This is a genomic window from Streptomyces cylindrosporus (genome assembly GCF_022698165.1).
GTDB lineage: Bacteria > Actinomycetota > Actinomycetes > Streptomycetales > Streptomycetaceae > Streptomyces > Streptomyces cylindrosporus.
Genome location: NZ_JALDAY010000002.1, coordinates 102,031 through 115,036 on the forward strand (window position 1 = coordinate 102,031; position 13,006 = coordinate 115,036).

The 13,006-nt window shown below is 72.5% G+C and carries 14 protein-coding genes and 1 tRNA gene; 6 read left to right on the forward strand and 9 right to left on the reverse strand.

The window, feature by feature from the left end; translation table 11 throughout:
- Positions 1–54 precede the first annotated feature (54 nt).
- Positions 55–717 carry a class I SAM-dependent methyltransferase gene (locus MQP27_RS05465; RefSeq protein ID WP_242761768.1) on the reverse strand — a complete coding sequence of 221 codons (663 nt, stop codon included), beginning with the start codon at positions 715–717 and terminating at the stop codon, positions 55–57.
- Between the two features lie 91 nt (positions 718–808).
- Here MQP27_RS05465 and MQP27_RS05470 point away from each other — a divergent pair, with 91 nt between their 5' ends.
- Together MQP27_RS05470 and MQP27_RS05475 are read left to right on the forward strand one after the other, a co-directional pair.
- Positions 809–1,435, forward strand: coding sequence for a TetR/AcrR family transcriptional regulator (locus MQP27_RS05470; protein WP_242761770.1), 627 nt, complete (start codon positions 809–811; stop codon positions 1,433–1,435).
- Between the two features lie 95 nt (positions 1,436–1,530).
- Complete coding sequence (locus MQP27_RS05475) at positions 1,531–2,502, forward strand: NAD(P)-dependent alcohol dehydrogenase (RefSeq protein ID WP_242761772.1); 972 nt, start codon at positions 1,531–1,533, stop codon at positions 2,500–2,502.
- A 35-nt stretch (positions 2,503–2,537) separates the two neighbouring features.
- Here the strand turns inward: MQP27_RS05475 and MQP27_RS05480 are convergent, their stop codons facing one another.
- The gene (locus tag MQP27_RS05480; RefSeq protein ID WP_242761774.1) at positions 2,538–2,687 is read right to left on the reverse strand and encodes a hypothetical protein; all 150 of its coding nucleotides are present in this window, start codon (positions 2,685–2,687) and stop codon (positions 2,538–2,540) included.
- 92 nt (positions 2,688–2,779) lie between these two features.
- Positions 2,780–3,640: an MBL fold metallo-hydrolase gene (locus MQP27_RS05485; RefSeq protein ID WP_242761782.1), complete on the reverse strand. Its 861-nt coding sequence runs from the start codon at positions 3,638–3,640 to the stop codon at positions 2,780–2,782.
- Positions 3,641–3,821: 181 nt separating this feature from the next.
- Here MQP27_RS05485 and MQP27_RS05490 point away from each other — a divergent pair, with 181 nt between their 5' ends.
- Positions 3,822–4,652 carry an aldo/keto reductase gene (locus MQP27_RS05490; protein WP_242761783.1) on the forward strand — a complete coding sequence of 277 codons (831 nt, stop codon included), beginning with the start codon at positions 3,822–3,824 and terminating at the stop codon, positions 4,650–4,652.
- Between the two features lie 37 nt (positions 4,653–4,689).
- Complete coding sequence (locus MQP27_RS05495; RefSeq protein WP_242761784.1) at positions 4,690–5,133, forward strand: tautomerase family protein; 444 nt, start codon at positions 4,690–4,692, stop codon at positions 5,131–5,133.
- Positions 5,134–5,244: 111 nt separating this feature from the next.
- Here MQP27_RS05495 and MQP27_RS05500 read toward each other — a convergent pair whose 3' ends face one another.
- Positions 5,245–6,108: an alpha/beta fold hydrolase gene (locus MQP27_RS05500; protein WP_242761785.1), complete on the reverse strand. Its 864-nt coding sequence runs from the start codon at positions 6,106–6,108 to the stop codon at positions 5,245–5,247.
- Positions 6,109–6,196: 88 nt separating this feature from the next.
- Here MQP27_RS05500 and MQP27_RS05505 point away from each other — a divergent pair, with 88 nt between their 5' ends.
- Positions 6,197–9,040 carry a helix-turn-helix transcriptional regulator gene (locus MQP27_RS05505; RefSeq protein WP_242761786.1) on the forward strand — a complete coding sequence of 948 codons (2,844 nt, stop codon included), beginning with the start codon at positions 6,197–6,199 and terminating at the stop codon, positions 9,038–9,040.
- Between the two features lie 98 nt (positions 9,041–9,138).
- Here MQP27_RS05505 and MQP27_RS05510 read toward each other — a convergent pair.
- The 5 genes from MQP27_RS05510 to MQP27_RS05530 all read right to left on the reverse strand — a co-directional run bounded on the left by MQP27_RS05510 (position 9,139) and on the right by MQP27_RS05530 (position 12,228).
- Positions 9,139–9,215 (reverse strand) — tRNA-Pro (locus tag MQP27_RS05510).
- 94 nt (positions 9,216–9,309) lie between these two features.
- On the reverse strand, positions 9,310–10,605 hold the full coding sequence (locus MQP27_RS05515) for an MFS transporter (RefSeq protein WP_278195779.1): 1,296 nt from the start codon (positions 10,603–10,605) through the stop codon (positions 9,310–9,312).
- A 115-nt stretch (positions 10,606–10,720) separates the two neighbouring features.
- Entirely contained in the window at positions 10,721–11,080 is a 360-nt protein-coding gene (locus tag MQP27_RS05520) for an MmcQ/YjbR family DNA-binding protein (RefSeq protein WP_242761788.1), read from the reverse strand.
- A gap of 63 nt (positions 11,081–11,143) precedes the next feature.
- The gene (locus tag MQP27_RS05525; protein WP_242761790.1) at positions 11,144–11,668 is read right to left on the reverse strand and encodes a GNAT family N-acetyltransferase; all 525 of its coding nucleotides are present in this window, start codon (positions 11,666–11,668) and stop codon (positions 11,144–11,146) included.
- Positions 11,665–12,228 (reverse strand): helix-turn-helix domain-containing protein, encoded by a 564-nt coding sequence (locus tag MQP27_RS05530; RefSeq protein ID WP_242761792.1) that lies wholly within the window; start codon positions 12,226–12,228, stop codon positions 11,665–11,667. The genes MQP27_RS05525 and MQP27_RS05530 overlap by 4 nt, the downstream gene beginning before the upstream one ends.
- 513 nt (positions 12,229–12,741) lie before the next feature.
- Here MQP27_RS05530 and MQP27_RS05535 point away from each other — a divergent pair.
- Complete coding sequence (locus MQP27_RS05535; protein WP_242761794.1) at positions 12,742–13,005, forward strand: hypothetical protein; 264 nt, start codon at positions 12,742–12,744, stop codon at positions 13,003–13,005.
- Position 13,006: the final 1 nt, after the last annotated feature.

Sequence of the window (13,006 nt, forward strand, 5' to 3'; positions counted from 1 at the left end):
CACCCATGATGGGGCGCCGGCCGTGCCCGTGTCACCACCGCGTCCGGTCCGTGGTCACGGCTTCTCCGGGCGCACCCCCTGCACGTACCGCAGCCAGGGTCGTACGTCCCCGTGCCCCCGCACCTCGAAGCCCGCGTCCGCGACCAGCCCGTCGAGCAGATCCACCCGGTAGTCGGCCATGACGTGCCCGACGGTGGCGCCGACGAGATGCCGTACGGCGCGGGTGCGCGGCGGCCGGAAGTCGGCGACGAGGAGCCTGCCGCCGGGGCGCAGCACCCGGTACATCTCGCGCAGGGCGACCGGCCGTACGTCCTCGGGCAGATGGTGTACGGCGAGCGCGGTGACGACGACGTCGAAGGAGCCGTCGGCCGCGCGCAGCGCCTCGCCGACTCCCGTCTCGTACGTGCAGTGGGCCTCGCGGGTCTTGTCGCGCGCGTACTCGACGACCTCGGCGGACGGGTCGACGCCCAGCACGCTCCCGCCGGGGCCGACCGCCTTCGCCATGCGCCGGGTGAGGTAGCCGGTGCCGCAGCCCACGTCCAGGACCCGGTCGCCGGGGCGGGCGCCGCTGAGCCGGGCCAGGCGGCTGTAGGCACGGGGGCGCAGGCCGCCGAAGCAGACCGCGCCGCAGAGTTCGTAGCCCCGGGCGTCGGCGATGGTCAGGCCCTCGGTGTCGGGGTGGGAATGGCCGTGCTGGAGAAGCTGTCCGAGATTCACGAGCCGGTCTCCTTACTTAGTCATGACTAAGTTGACTCGGCTAGCTTAGTCACGACTAAGTAGAAGCGGCAAGAGGCCGTACGATGCTGTGGTGAGCGAGTCGACGAGGGGCACCGGAACGGGCACCAGGCGGGTCAGGCTGACCCCGGCCGAGCGCCGGGAGTCGATCCTGGCGGCGGCCACGGAGGTCTTCGCCGAGACCGGCTACCAGCGCACCAAGGTCTCCGCGATCGCCGCCCGGGTCGGGGTGAGCGAGCCCGTGGTCTTCCAGAACTTCGGCACCAAGGCCGCGCTGTACGAGGCGGTGCTCGACCGGGGCGTCGCCCATGTGTGCGCCGCGCTCACCGAGGCGGTGGAGGGCGGGCGGCCGGTGACCGAGCTGCTGGCCGGCTTCCTCGAACCCGGGCACATGGCCCGCTTCCACTCCCGCGGCTCGCTGGGGTTCCTGTTCGCGGACGCGTTCACGCTGCAAGGCGAGCCGGAGCTGCGCGAGGCCGTCCGGGCCGCGCACCAGCGCTTCGCCGACACCTTCGCCGAACTGGTCCGCGAGGGGCAGCAGACGGGCGCCGTACGCCGGGATCTCGATCCGCAGGCCGCCGCCTGGTGGCTGCTGTCCCTGCTGCACGCGCGTACCTTCCGGGCGGCCTTCATGCCGGAACAGCAGGTTCTGGAGGGCCAGTTGGTGGCCATGACACTGGACACCCTGACCGGTTCCTGACCGGGCGCCCGCCGAACTCTGGCCAACGGCGCGGTTGGTGAAGACCATCCGGAGGAGAGCACCCCCGACACGGCCCGCGGTGAGGGAGAGCCCCGATGAAGGCCATCGTCCAGGACGCCTACGGCAACGCCGACCGCCTGCAGTTGCGGGACATCGACCCGCCGGTCCCCCGCGACGAGGAAGTCCTCGTGCGGGTGCGCGCCGCCGGCGTCGACCCGAGCGTGTGGCATCTCATGACCGGGCGGCCGTACTTCGCCCGCCTCAACCCGCAGATCGGCCTGCGCAAACCCGCCCACCGGGTGCGCGGCTGGGACGCGGCCGGGGTGGTCGAGGCGGTCGGTGCGCGGGTGACCTCCTTCAAGCCGGGGGACGAGGTCTTCGGCCAGTGCGACGGTTCCTTCGCCGAGTTCGCCTGCGGAAAGACCGAGCAGCTCGCCCCCAAGCCGGCGGGCCTCGGCTTCGAGCAGGCCGCCGCGCTCCCCGTCTCCGCCGTGACCGCCCTGCAGGGGCTGGACCTGGCCCGCCCGGGGCCCGGCCAGGAGGTGCTGGTGATCGGCGCCTCCGGCGGCGTGGGCACGTACGCCGTCCAGCTCGCCGTCCACTACGGCGCCCGGGTCACCGGCGTGTGCGGGCCCACCGGCGCCGAGCTGGTCCGCTCCCTCGGCGCCGACGACGTCATCGACTACACGCGGGAGGACATCACCGACCGGCCCGTCCGCTACGACTTCGTCCTGGACTCCGCCGGCAACCGCCCCCTGTCCCGGCTGCGCCGCGTTCTCGCCCCGCGCGGGACCGTGGTGTTCGTCGGCGGCGAGGACGGCGGCCCGGTCCTCGGCGGCACGGACCGCTGGATCCGCGGCCTGGTGCTGTCCGCGTTCGTCGGGCAGAAGCTGCGCCCGGTCATCGCGGCGACCCGCCGGCAGGACCTGCTGAGGCTGACCGAACTGGTGAAGGCCGGGGCGGTGACCCCCGTCATCGACCGCACCTATCCGCTGACGGAAGCGGTCACCGCCGTACGGCACCTGGAGTCGGGGCATCCGCGGGGGAAGCTGGTCATCACCGTCTGAGCGGGAGTCGACCCGGACGGTTCAGCCGGCCGGGGTCACCGTGGCCCGATACGTTCGGACAGCTTGAGCGGGTTGCGGGTGGCGGTCCACTCGTAGGAGTGGCGCGAGCCCCAGTTGTTGCCGGCTTCGAAGTCGCGGGCGAGCACGCCGTCCGGCCGGGTCGTCTTCGCGACGGTGCGCGTCACGGGCGAGGCGGTGTGCCGGGCCGAAGAATGACCAGTCGAGGATTCAGCGCCACGTCCACGCGGGCGGCTTGAAGGCGAAGCCGTCCGGCGTCTCAGGGCTTGGCGCCGAGCAGGTCGTGGGCCGCGACCCACAGCGTGTAGGGGTTCGCCCACTCGGGGCGGGCCGCGGTCAGCCGGTCGATGAGTTCACGCGGGGTGGCACTGCGTTCCAGCGCCGCCTCGAAGTCGGTCAGGTAGCGGCGGCTCTCCTCGATCTGGCGGCGGGCGTCGTCGTCGGTGGCCCGTGGGTCGCGGTGGCCGGCGATCAGCGTGTCGGCGTCCAGCGCGGCCCCCGCGTCCAGGGCCCGCGCCCAGTCGGCCCGGGAGTCGGGTGTCGATCCCGCCAGCCACATGTGCGTCCGGTTGTAGACGACGTCACCGGAGACGACCAGGCTCAGTTCGGGGACGTGGACGACGCTGGAGTGCCCGGTGTCGGTGGTCCCGACCGGGATCACCGTGGCCGACGACGAGCCGCCGATCGGGATCGTGGTGCCGGCCAGCTGCTCGGGCGGGACGGGCCGGTCCGTCAACTGGCTTGGAAAGAAGCCGCCCCAGACCTGCATGTACCCGGGTGAGATCTGTTCCCGCATCGCGGGGACGGACTCGGCCAGGGCCACCGGCCTCGCCCGCGGGAACGCCGCCAGGATCTCCGGCAACCCGAGAAAGTGGTCCGCATGGGGATGGGTGATGTACACATACCCGAGCTCGCGGTCGTGGGACTTCACCCACGCCGCCAGCTTCCGGCCCTCCTCCACGGTGATGAGGCAGTCGACCAGTACGGCACCGTCGTCATCGCTGATCAGGGTCGATGTGCTCGGCGGCCAGGTCGCCGGGCCCACCGCCTCCTCGAAGCCCGGCACTGCGCTCGGGATCGGCTTGGCATCCACCACGAACACGTCGAAGTCAAGGCTCATCGTCTGCTCCCGCCGTTCCGACTCGGCCGGCCCTCATGCTCACCCGGGGAACGGCGCCGCAGTATCGGCATGTTGACTGCACTGCCGGCCACCGCGACCGCACCGACCACACCGGTCACTGTCGGCAGTGCAGTCATCCTGCTGATGCCGTACCGCGGCGGTCTGCCCCATGCTGGTGCTCATGAACCTGAACGCATCCACCTCCGGCGACGGCACGCGCCTGCTGGCGGACGGAAACCGGTTGCCGGTGCTCGGTCTCGGCGTCTGGCAGGTGCCTGACGGACGGGAGTGCGTCAACGCCGTGCGGTGGGCGCTCGACGCCGGGTACCGGCACATCGACACGGCGCAGGCCTACGGCAACGAGGAGAGCGTCGGCCGCGCCCTGCGCGACAGCGGCATCCCGCGCGAGGAGGTGTTCGTCACCACCAAGTTCCAGCCGCGCAGCGGAGATCCGGTCGCCCAGGCGGAGGCCAGTCTGCGCCGCCTCGGCCTGGAGCAGGTCGACCTCTACCTCGTCCACTGGCCCGCGGGCGGCCCGACCCGGGCCTGGGCCGGGATGGAGCAGGCGCGGGAGCGGGGACTCGCCCGGTCCATCGGCGTCTCCAACTTCGACGTCGCCGAACTCGAAGCAGTGATCGCCGCAGGCTCGGTGCCGCCCGCCGTCAACCAGATCCTGTTCAACCCGCCGCACAACCGGCGCGCGCTGCTGGACGCCTGCGTGCGGTCGGACGTCGCCGTCGAGGCCTACAGCCCGCTGGGCACCGGCCGGTACGTCGACAATCCCACCGTCGCCGGGGTCGCCCGCAGGACGGGCCGGACACCGGCGCAGGTGCTGCTGCGCTGGGGCGTGCAGCATGGACTCGTCGTCGTGGCGAAGTCGACGCACCGCGACCGCATCCACGAGAACGCGCAGATCCACGACTTCACCCTGTCGGCCGAGGACATGGCCGAACTCGACGCCCTCGACCGGACCGGCGGCACGGGCCGCGCGCTCGAATCCAAGTGGTGGTGACACCGACGAGTGGTGGCGACACCAGAAGGAGCAGGCCATGCCGATGATCGACGTGTACGCCGCGGCGGGCACTTTCAAGGACAAGCACCAGCTCGCCAAGGACCTCGCAGCGACCCTGATGGGCATCGAGCAGGTGCCGGACATCCCGATGTTCCGGCAGAACACGGCCGCTTTCATCCACGAGTTGCCGGCCGGCGACCTCTCGAACGTCGACGGCGCGTCCGACTACGTACGCGTGCAGGTGCTGACCAACGCGGGCGCTCTCGACCGCGACCAACAGATCGCCGTGGTGCGCCGGTTCACCGGCATGGTCGCCGACGCGGCGGGCGACCGGACGCTCGTGGACCGGACCTGGGTGCTGCTGACCGAGGCCGTGCCCGGCGGATGGGGGCTGGGCGGCCACGCGAACACCAACGACGAACTGGTCACCGCCGCCCGGAAGCAGATCGCCGAACTCCAGGCACCGGCAAAGGACCAGTGAGGCAGTCCGCGGTCACGCCGCCTGTTCCTGTTCATGGACCAGGCCGGGGTGAACACGTGCCGGCCTGAGACGCCTGTTCGCCGCACACGGAGCGCTGTCCGCTCCGGTCGGTCATTGCGGAGCGTTCAAGAAGGCGTCCACGTCGGCGGCGAAGTCCGCGTGGTGCTGGAACAGGAACCCGTGCGCCGCGTCGGGATAGATCGTCAGGTGAGCGTGCGGGATCAACCCCGCGAGCAGGTACGAGTAGTGCGGCAGGATCATCGGGTCGCTGTCGCCGTTCGCCACGAACACCGGCATCTTCAGGCAGCTGAGCCGCTGGAGCTTCGCGTGGTCGGGGATCCCCCACGTGCACACCGCGTCGTACTGTGCCTCGCGGGTCGCCCAGTCGGTCGCCGCGTCCCGGTCCGCGCCTCGGGCGCCGTAGATCCGTTGCAGGGTTTGCCGCCCGGCCCGCAGACTTGACGGCGACCGGGTGAAGAAGACGCCCAGGTACTCCTCGGGGCTGGTTTCCGGACTGCCGATGGCGCCGATGACCTCGGGGGCCCAGCCGTGCATCCCGGCAGCGCCCCGCGGTGCCGACGACGCGAGGACCAGCTTTCTGACGGTCCCGGGCCTGATCAGGGCGATCTCCTGCGCGACGAAGCTGCCGAGGGAGAATCCCAGGACATCCACTTGGCCGAGATCCAGGGCCTCGGTGAAGGCGATGGCGTCGTATGCCATCTGCTCCACGGTGTGCGGCGTCGTCCCGGTGGAGCCGCCGACTCCGGTGTTGTCGAAGGTGATGACTCTCCGGGCCGATCCCAGCGCGTCGATCAGCGCGGGATCCCAGTTGTCGAGGTTCCCGCGGAAGTGCTGGAGAAGGACCAGCGGCACCGCGCCGCCGTCCGTCGGGCCGGTGTCGCGGTAGACGTAGTCGATGCCGTTCGCGGCCTTGGCCCGCTGGTTCGGCAGGTCCGAGTACGAGGTGAGGTCCATGACCCGAGCGAATCAGCCGCGGCGGGGCAGCGGAATCCGCATGTTGACTGCACGAACGTCACGCGGTACCCGGCCGTGCATACGGCCCTTGCGGGCCCGGATCACCCTGACCGTGTGCGACGCCTATATTTGGCCGCGTGAGGACGGCGACTCCGCGGTGACCGGCAAGGACGCGAACATGGTCGGGCGGGGCGCAGAGCTGTCCCTGCTGCGCGAACTGGTCGCCCCGCCCCACAAGGAAAGCCGCGTCCTGCTGCTCCTGGGCGACCCGGGTCTGGGCAAGACCGTCCTGCTGGCCGAGGCCGCGCGGGAGGCCAGGGCGGCGGGGATGCGGGTCCTGGGGACCACGGGAAGGGAGTCGGAGCGGGACCTGGCGTTCGCCGGGCTGCACCAGCTGCTGCGTCCGGTGCTGGACCGGGTGGCCGACCTGCCGACCCGCCAGGCCGAGGCGCTGCGCGGTGCGTTCGGGCTCTCCGACGAACCCGCGCCGCCCGACCCGCTGCTCACCGGGATCGCCGTACTCACCCTGCTGTCCGACCTGTCCGACGAGCAGCCGCTGCTGGTGGCCGTCGACGACGCGCAGTGGCTGGACGGCGCCTCGCTCGACGCGCTCGCCTTCGCCGCCCACCGCCTGGAATCGGAGCGGCTCGTGCTGCTGGCCGGGGCCCGAGGGAACGTGCCTCCTGCCGCGTTCCGGCGAGACCTGCCCCACCTGCTGCTACGACCGCTGACCCGGTCGGACGCGAACCTTCTCCTGGACGCCCAGCCACGCCCACCGCACGGCCGGCTCCGTGAACAGGTGCTGGCCCAGGCGGCCGGCAACCCGCTCGCGCTGATCGAGCTGACCAGGGCGATCGCCACGGATCCGGAAGCCGCGCGCCGCTGGACCGCCTCGCCGCTGCCGTTGACGGGGCAGCTCACCGCCCTCATGGCCGCCCAGTATGTCACCCTGCCCCCGGCGACGCGCACCGCGCTGTTGCTCCTCGCGGCCGCCGACAGTCCGCACCTGACCGCCACTGTGCCGGGGCTCTCCGCCGACGCGCTCGCCCCGGCGGAGGCGGCGGGCCTGATCCGGCTGGGCACGCCGGGCCCGCGGTTCGCCCATCCGCTCACCCGGTCGGCCGTCTACCATGCCGCGCCCTTCGCCGAGCGTGCCGCCGCGCATCTGCGGATCGCCGACGCACTCCGCGACCAGCCCGACCGCCACGCCTGGCACCTGGCAGCCGCGGCGCTGGAACCCGACGAGCGGCTTGCCGCGCTCCTGGAGGACAGCGCGGTCCAGGCGCAGCGCCGTGGCGGTGCCGCCGCGGCGGCCCGTGCCCTCGAACGCGCCGCCGAACTCAGCCCCGCCGAACCCGACAGGGCCCGGCGCCTGCTGGCCGCCGCCGATCTCGCCCTGCCCGCCGGACAGGCCGACTGGGTACGCGAACTGGCGGGCCAGGTACTCACGTTGACCTCCGACCCCGACCTGCGCATCGCCGCCCGCCTGGACATCGGCTGGTCGCTGCTGTGGTCCAACCGCAACGCCGACGCCTTCGACACCCTCCTGTCCGTCGCCGCCGAGGCAGCTCCGCGGCTGCCGGTCATCGCCTGGCAGGCCGCCTGGATGGCCGCGACGGTCGCCCACCAGACCGGACTCCCCGAAGTGCGCGCCAAGGCACGCGCCGTCCTCGACGTGCTCGACTCCCCGGGCGGGTCACCCTCGTCGGCCGAGGGCTCGACCCCCGCTCACGCCGATGAGTACCGGATCTGGATCCAGGCCTGCACGGACCCCTTCGGCGACAGAGCCGAGATCGTCCGCCGCCTGCGGCGCATGGCGGCCGGATCCCTCTCCGACCCGGGCACGTTCGGCGCGGCGGCCTGGGTCCTGGACGAAACCGAACTGGCGGTCAGGGTGCTGCGCGCGTCCCTCAGCCGGCTGCGTGCCCCGGGGGTCCGCGGCGCCGGCGGCGGTGTGCTGTCGGCACTGGAATGGGCCTGCGTCGACAGCGGACGCTGGGACGACGCGCTCGCCGCCGCACGCGAGGCGAGCGACATCGGCGCCGCCTACAAGATGGAGACCGTCGCCGCCTCGGCCGACCTCACCACGGCCGTCGTGGCGGCCATGCGCGGCGACCACGCCCAGGTGGCACCGCTGCTCGCCCGCGTACGCGCCGCCGTCGACACCGCCGAATACCGCGGGTTCGCCGCCAGGACCTGGCAGGCGTCCGGTCTCGCCGCGCTGGCCCAGGGCGACTACACGACCGCCCATGCTCAGTTCAGCCACCTCTTCGCCGCCGACGGCACACCGCTGCACCACCACTTCTCCTACCTCGCCGTCGCCGATTTCGCCGCCGCGGCGGCACGCGCCGAGCGACATCTCGAAGCGCGTACGGTGCTGGAGCGCGCGTTGGCCCGAGTGGCCCCCGCACCCGGGCCGCGCCTCGAACAACTCGCGGCCAGGGCCCGCGGACTGCTCGCCGGGCCCGACAGCGCCGAAGCCCACTTCGCCGCGCCCCTGGCCGATCCCGCCGGAGACACCTGGCCGTTCGAACGGGCCCAACTCCAGCTGGACTACGGGGAATGGCTGCGCCGACAGCGACGGATCAACGACGCCAAGCCGCTCCTCGCCACCGCCCTGGAGACCTTCCGCCGCCTCGGCGCGGCTCCGTGGACCCGGCGCGCGGAATCCGAACTGCGCGCCTGCGGCGTCACCGTCCAGGCCTCGCCGACCGCCCCGAGCGCACTGGACGGGCTCACGGCTCAGCAGCGCGAGATCGTCATCCTCGCCGGACAGGGTCTGACGAACGGCGAGATCGCCGACCGCCTGTTCCTGTCCCCGCGCACCGTCGCCTCACACCTGTACCGTTCCTACCCCAAGCTCGGCATCGCCGGCCGCCACCGACTCCGAGACGTCATCGACCAACGGAACGCACCACAGGCCGGCAGCTAGCTGGTCGGCCCCACCACCAGGGTGGTGACGCCGACGCCAGGAACGCGAAGAGCCGCCCTCCCACGAACGAGAGAACGGCTTCCGACCTGCATCAAAGCTGGTCGGGACGACAGGATTTGAACCTGCGACCCCTTGACCCCCAGTCAAGTGCGCTACCAAGCTGCGCCACGTCCCGGTACCTTCTGGCCTGGGGTTTCCCCTGGCAGAACGTGCATGGAAACCATACCGCACTCGGGTCGGTGGTCGCGCATCGCTTTTCGCCGGGGTCGTCATCGTCCGGGGTCGTCGGCCCGTATCAGGTCCCGTACCGCCGGTACGGAGAGCAGGGCGACCGGGATGGCGAAGCTGATCGCCCCGGAGACGAGGAGCACCTGGTCGGCGCCGAGGGCCGAGGCGGCCGGGCCGGCGAGGGCCTGGCCGACCGGCATCATGGCGAGGGACCCGGCCACGTCGTACGCGTGGATGCGGTTGAGGACGTCGGGCGGGACCTGTGTCTGCACGCTGGTCGCCCACATCACGCCCCAGAACGACATCCCGGCCCCGGCGACGGCCGCTCCGGCCGCCATGACCGGCACGCTCAGGTCCGCGCCGACGGTAGCCGGGAACCCGGCGAACACGAACAGGGACACCGCGCCGGCGCGCAGCATCCGGCGGGGACGCAGGCGCAGGGCGAGGAAGCCGCCGACGACCGTGCCGGCGCCGAGGGCGGAGTTGATCAGGCCGTAGGCGCGCGGGCCGTGCTGCTGGACGACCTCGGTCGCCACCAGCGGTACCGACGGCCCCCAGACGGCGATCATGTACACGCACCAGACGACGATCACCGCCCAGAGCCAGGTGCGCGCTCTGAACTCCCGCCAGCCTTCGACGAGATCGGCCCGGAAGGTGCCGCCGCCGTGTTCCGGTACGCCGCCCGGGACCAGCGGGGCCAGGCGCAGGAGCAGGAGACACAGGGCGCTCACGGCGTACGTGGCGGCGTGGGCCGCGAAGACTCCGCCGGCGGAGGCGAAGCCGACCAGGAGGCCGGCGAGGGCGGGCCCGCCGAGCTGGGCTGCGGACTCGGCTATGCGTATCGCGCCGTTGGCGCCCTGGATGTCGGAGGCGAGCCGGGGCACGGTGCTGGCCACGCCGGGCTGGAAGACGGCACCCGCCACGCCGTTGACGAAACCGATGACGCAGATCTCCCAGAGCACGACGTGCCCGGAGTAGAAGAGGGCGGCGGCGAGGGACTGGGTGCCCAGGCGCACCAGGTCGGCGCCGATCATCAGCTTGCGGGTGCTGAAGCGGTCGGCGATGACCCCGCCGAAGACGACGAGACCGGCGAAAGCGACGGACGTGGCGGCCATGGCGAGGCCGACCGCCCCCGCGCCGTACCCGTGCTGGAGCAGGCCCGCGGCGAGGGCGACGGGCAGCATGGTGTCACCGAGGCGGGCGACGGCCCGGGCCACGAAGAACAGCGCGAAGTCCCGCGACCAGACGGGCCGCGCACCGGCACCCGCGCCCGCCGGATCCTCGCGGCCCCCTGCCGCCCCCGCCTCCGCAGACGGCAACGGCGACTGCGCCGGCATACCGGCCACCCCTCCTGCTCCCTCCCCGTCCGATCCCCTCGGCCCTTACATCCCCTCGGCCCCTGCACTCACCTCCGGATCATGCCACCCGGCACTGACAACGCCCGAGCGAGTTTCAGTCCGCGGCCGGAAGCCCCAGTTCCGGGTAGGCGTCGAGCAGTCGGGGCGGGGCCGCCTGGCGCCAGGAGTCGGCCAGGATGTCGCGTAGTTCGTCCTCGTCCTCGATCGCGGAGAGGCGGGCCCGGACCCAGGCGAACTGCGCCTCGTGCCCGGCGATCCAGAACTTCTCCGGCTCGGCCAGCACCAGTTCGTCGCGCTCCTCCTTCGGGCAGCGCACGGCGATGGAGGTCTCGTCCTCGGGCAGCGTGGCGAACATCTTCCCCGCGACCCGGAAGGTGGGCATGCTCCAGGCCACCTTCTCCGTCGTGTCCGGCAGGGCAAGGGCGATACGGCGTACGTCTTCGGCATCCGGCATGCATCGCACGGTAGCGGCCGCCACTGACAACGACCTGGTGAGAGCGCTCACTCGGTCAACCGGTCAGGGGCGGTCACCCAGCCGCTTGTAGTACAGGGTCGTGGGCCGCAGCACCCCGGTCGGGTCCGCCGCGTAGTCGGGGATGACGCCGGCGCGGGTCCAGCCTGCGGAGTCGTAGAGGCGTTCGGCGGGGCTGTCGGTCTCGGTGTCCAGGTGGAGGAGGGTGATTCCGGCGTCGGCTGCCGCTTCCTCCGCGGTGCCGAGCAGCCGGCGTCCGAGGCCCTGCCCTCTCGCGTCCCGGTGCACCATCAGTTTGACCAGTTCGGCGCGGTGCCGGCTGTTGGGCTTGGCGGGGAAGGCGAGGCTGACCGTGCCCACGGTGCGGTGCCCGTCGTACGCCGTCCACACCGCCCACCGTCCCGCGGCCACCTCGGCCGCCCGCTCCTTCCACCAGGCGACGGCAGCCGCGTGGTCCATCGGCGCGAGGAAGCCGATGGAGGCGCCCCCGTCCACGGTGTCGGCCATCAGCTCCGCCAACTCGCCCACGCGCTCCGCGAGTCGGCCCTCGTCCAGGCGCTCCACGATCACGGCAGCACCACCGCCAGCACGTACCGCACCTCGCCCGGCCCCGGGCAGTGGAACCGAGTCGGCCCCCACACCCGCAGCCGCAGACAGTCCCCGGCGTCGAGCCGATGCCCGGCATCCTGAGCCGTCACCTCCAACACCCCCTCCAGAACCCAGATGTGCTGTTCCAGCCCGGGCACAGGGGGCCGGTCGTACGCGATGTCGGCGCCCGCGGCCAGCCGTCCCTCGACGAGTTCGCCGCGCAGCCCGGGGTGCGGCGGTGACACGGACCGTCGTACGAAACCGGAGGCCCGGTCCTCCCAGACCGGCTGCTCGGCGCTCGGCACCAGCAGCGCGGGCTCGGCCTCCACCTCGCTGAGCAGCCGGGACATGGTGCGCCCGTAGACGTGGCACAGGCGGTTCAGGAGCGAGGCGGTCGGACTGATCTCGGCGCGCTCAGCCCGGGACAGCGTCGACCTGCTCACGCCGCTGCGCTCCGCCAACTCGCCCAGTGACCACCCGCGTTCGGCCCGCAGCGCGGCGAGGCGGGCACCGAGCCGGGCATCGACTTCAGCCTGTTCCATATCCGGGACGATATCCCATATTCGCAACGCCCGTGTCGGCGACAAGACGGGGGAGGCGCGAGGTGTCGGACATCCGCATCGCGTGCATCTTCCGGGCCGGCGCCAGAACCATCGCCGCCCACATGTTCCCCGCAGACGCAACGGCCATCGCCGCAACCGCCCGCATCTTCCGGGCCAGCACCAGAGCCATCGCCGCAACCGCCCGCACCTTCCCCGCAGACGCCGAGCCCGTCGCCGCAATCGGCCTGGCCTCCTCCGCAGGTGGCCGTTCCCCCGCCGCAGAGCCCTGCCGGACCTCACCCTCAGCCATCGCCGTCGGTCGCGCTTCGTCCGACCACGCCGCGTTCGTTCCAGCCACCTGGACCCTCCGGCACGGCGGCCTGGGCATGGGCCCGATCGTCGGTCCCGAGGCCATCAGCATCGACATCAGTCCCCGAGCGTCACACACGGCCGCGGGCAAGCGCCGCCGAGAGCAGCCCCGGGCGCACCTCGCGCCTCCGGTCCCGACTTGCGGTGCTGCTCATCGCGCCGGCCGTCGTTCTGCCCGTGACCGCCCGCCTGACGGCCACGGCCACCCCCGCCGCCATCACGATGGTGTGCATCGCCCCGGTGGCCCTCGTGACCGGTGTCGTGCTGGACGAGAAGCTGCGGCCCGCCGCCGTCCCCGTAGCCGCGTCCTCGCTCTTTGGCCGCGCCCCCGTCACGCTCCTGGCCCTGGCCCTCTCCGGCATCGTCTGGCTCGTCACCAGCTTCCTCCGCCGGAGGAAGGCCCCCTGAC

Excerpts from the sequence above, each read along its gene's own strand:
- MQP27_RS05485 (WP_242761782.1), bottom strand. The coding sequence starts at position 3,640 with ATGAGCCTTGACTTCGACGTGTTCGTGGTGGATGCCAAGCCGATCCCG.
- MQP27_RS05495 (WP_242761784.1), top strand. The coding sequence starts at position 4,690 with ATGCCGATGATCGACGTGTACGCCGCGGCGGGCACTTTCAAGGACAAG.
- MQP27_RS05500 (WP_242761785.1), bottom strand. The coding sequence starts at position 6,108 with ATGGACCTCACCTCGTACTCGGACCTGCCGAACCAGCGGGCCAAGGCC.
- MQP27_RS05530 (WP_242761792.1), bottom strand. The coding sequence starts at position 12,228 with ATGGAACAGGCTGAAGTCGATGCCCGGCTCGGTGCCCGCCTCGCCGCG.
- MQP27_RS05475 (WP_242761772.1), top strand. The coding sequence starts at position 1,531 with ATGAAGGCCATCGTCCAGGACGCCTACGGCAACGCCGACCGCCTGCAG.
- MQP27_RS05490 (WP_242761783.1), top strand. The coding sequence starts at position 3,822 with ATGAACCTGAACGCATCCACCTCCGGCGACGGCACGCGCCTGCTGGCG.
- MQP27_RS05520 (WP_242761788.1), bottom strand. The coding sequence starts at position 11,080 with ATGCCGGATGCCGAAGACGTACGCCGTATCGCCCTTGCCCTGCCGGAC.
- MQP27_RS05515 (WP_278195779.1), bottom strand. The coding sequence starts at position 10,605 with ATGCCGGCGCAGTCGCCGTTGCCGTCTGCGGAGGCGGGGGCGGCAGGG.